The sequence below is a fragment of the Pedococcus sp. NPDC057267 genome, assembly GCF_042668795.1.
Classification (GTDB): domain Bacteria; phylum Actinomycetota; class Actinomycetes; order Actinomycetales; family Dermatophilaceae; genus Pedococcus.
Genome location: NZ_JBHUYG010000178.1, coordinates 1 through 2,478 on the forward strand (window position 1 = coordinate 1; position 2,478 = coordinate 2,478).

At 73.3% G+C, this 2,478-nt stretch carries 2 protein-coding genes; one reads left to right on the forward strand and one right to left on the reverse strand.

Going from position 1 to position 2,478, the window contains the following annotated elements; translation table 11 throughout:
• Positions 1-2: 2 nt before the first annotated feature.
• The gene (locus ACFUC1_RS20475) at positions 3-1,547 is read right to left on the reverse strand and encodes a DEAD/DEAH box helicase (RefSeq protein ID WP_379123136.1); all 1,545 of its coding nucleotides are present in this window, start codon (positions 1,545-1,547) and stop codon (positions 3-5) included.
• 246 nt (positions 1,548-1,793) lie between these two features.
• On the opposite strand from ACFUC1_RS20475, the gene ACFUC1_RS20480 reads away from it, so the two are divergent.
• On the forward strand, positions 1,794-2,478 hold a 685-nt coding region (locus ACFUC1_RS20480), incomplete at its 3' end, for a ferritin-like fold-containing protein (RefSeq protein WP_379123138.1).

Sequence of the window (2,478 nt, forward strand, 5' to 3'; positions counted from 1 at the left end):
GGTCAGCCCTGGGTGGCCTCGCCCGCGGGCTTTCCGCCACGCGTACGCCGGCGGTTGCGGCTGCGACGCGGGCGCGCCGGGGCGTCGCCGTCCTCGCCGCGCTGCTCGGCGCCACCGCGGGCGCCGTCGCGGCCGCCGCCCTGGGAGCGGCCACCGTCGCGAGCGCCACCCTGGTCACGGCCACCGCGACCGCCGGGGGCGCCTGCGCCCTGAGGCCGCCGGCCGCTGGACTTGCCGGTCTCGCCGAGGTCCTCGAGCTCCTCGGCGGCCAGCCCTGCGCGGGTCTGCTGCGCCTTGGGCAGGCGGCCCTTGGCCTCGCGGGGGATGTCGAGGTCGGTGTAGAGGTGGTCCGAGGAGGAGTACGTCTCCTCGGGGTCCGGGATGCCGAGGTCGAGGGTCTTGTTGATCAGGCCCCAGCGCGGGATGTCGTCCCAGTCGACGAGGGTGACCGCGATACCCGTGTTGCCCGCGCGGGCCGTGCGGCCGATGCGGTGCAGGTAGGTCTTCTCGTCCTCGGGGCACTGGTAGTTGATGACGTGCGTGACGTTGTCGACGTCGATGCCGCGGGCGGCCACGTCGGTCGCGACCAGGATGTCGACCTTGCCGTTGCGGAACGCGCGCAGCGCCTGCTCGCGGGCGCCCTGCCCGAGGTCGCCGTGGATCGCGGCGGCGGCGAACCCGCGGTCGACGAGCTCGTCGGCCACCTTGGCGGCGGTGCGCTTGGTGCGGCTGAAGATGATGGTCAGCCCCCGGCCCTCGGCCTGGAGCATCCGGGAGACCATCTCGACCTTGTCCATGGCGTGGGCGCGGTAGACGAACTGCTCGACCGCCTTGACGGTGTGGGCGTTCTCCTGGTCGTCGCCCATGGCGCGGATGTGGGTCGGCTGGCTCATGTAGCGGCGGGCCAGCGCGACCACGGCGCCGGGCATGGTGGCCGAGAACAGCATGGTCTGGCGCGAGCCGGGGGTCATCGCGAGGAGCTTCTCGACGTCGGGCAGGAAGCCGAGGTCGAGCATCTCGTCGGCCTCGTCGAGCACGACGGAGCGCACGTGCGAGAGGTCGAGGTGGCCCTGCTTGGCCAGGTCGATGAGTCGGCCGGGGGTGCCGACGACGACCTCGACGCCCTTGGCCAGGGCCTCGATCTGCGGCTCGTACGCGCGGCCGCCGTAGACGGTCAGGACGCGGATGCCGCGGCGCTTGCCGGCCTTCTCGAGGTCACCGGCCACCTGGACGGCGAGCTCGCGCGTCGGGGCCACGGCCAGCGCCTGGGGCTTGCCGGCATACGCGTAGTCGTCCCAGCCGGCGTCGCCGCGGGCGATGGTGCGGTTCAGCATCGGGACGCCGAAGCCCAGCGTCTTGCCGGTGCCGGTCTTGGCCTGGCCGATGATGTCGTGGCCCGACAGGGCCACCGGCAGGGTCATCGCCTGGATGGGGAAGGGGGAGGTGATGCCCGCGTCGGCCAGCGAGGCGACGATGTCGGGGTGGACGTCGAAGTCGGCGAACGTGACGTCGGCGGGCACAGAGGTGCTCGTGGAGGTGTCGGTCATGGAGTTCTCTCGATCGGGGCGCCTGCTGTGTGGCGCGCGCTGCGGGCCGATCGGAGGTCTTCAGTGGGGGCGCGGACGTCGGTCCGCGGCAGATTCGTGCCGACCGGGCACCGTGTGACGCCCCCACTCTACCGGGGGCCGGTCTCCCGACCCCAATCGCCGGGCCGTGCGTGTCCCGCGGTCGGGCGGCCGGGAGCCGGCCGTGGCACCGCGGTCACGGACCCCCGCGCTTGTAGGGTGACCGCCATGACGCAGCAGGACTGGCTCGACGACCCGCTCTACCGCGACGCCGTGGCCGACCTGCTGGGGGTGCTGGCGTACGGCGAGCTGACGGCGTTCGTGCGCCTCGCCGGTGACGCGGAGATGTCGCCGACCCAGCCCCTCAAGGCCTCGGTGGCCTCGCTCGCGGTCGCCGAGTTCCGGCACTACGAGATGCTCGTGTCGCGGATGGCCGACATGGGCATCGACCCCGAGCAGGCGATGGCGCCGTTCATCGCGCCCATCGACGCCTTCCACGAGCGCACGCGTCCGAGCACCTGGCTCGAGGGCCTGGTCAAGGCCTATGTCGGCGACGGCATCGCCACCGACTTCTACCGGGAGATCGCGGCGTACGTGGACCCCTCCACGCAGGAGCTGGTCCACTCCGCCATGGCCGACGTCGGGCAGGCGGACTTCGTCGTCAAGGTCGTGCGCGAGGCGATCAAGGACGACCCCAAGGTCGCCGGCCGGCTCGCCCTGTGGGGCCGCCGGCTCGTCGGGGAGGCCCTGTCGCAGGCGCAGCAGGTGGCGGTGGAGCGCGACGCCCTCGCGTCGCTGCTCGTCGGCGGTGTCGGCACGGACCGCCCGAGCGCCGACCTCGCGGAGCTGGGGCGGATGTTCGCCCGGCTCACCGACGAGCACACCCGGCGGATGGGCCGCCTCGGCCTCGCCG

Excerpts from the sequence above, each read along its gene's own strand:
- ACFUC1_RS20475 (WP_379123136.1), bottom strand. The coding sequence starts at position 1,547 with ATGACCGACACCTCCACGAGCACCTCTGTGCCCGCCGACGTCACGTTC.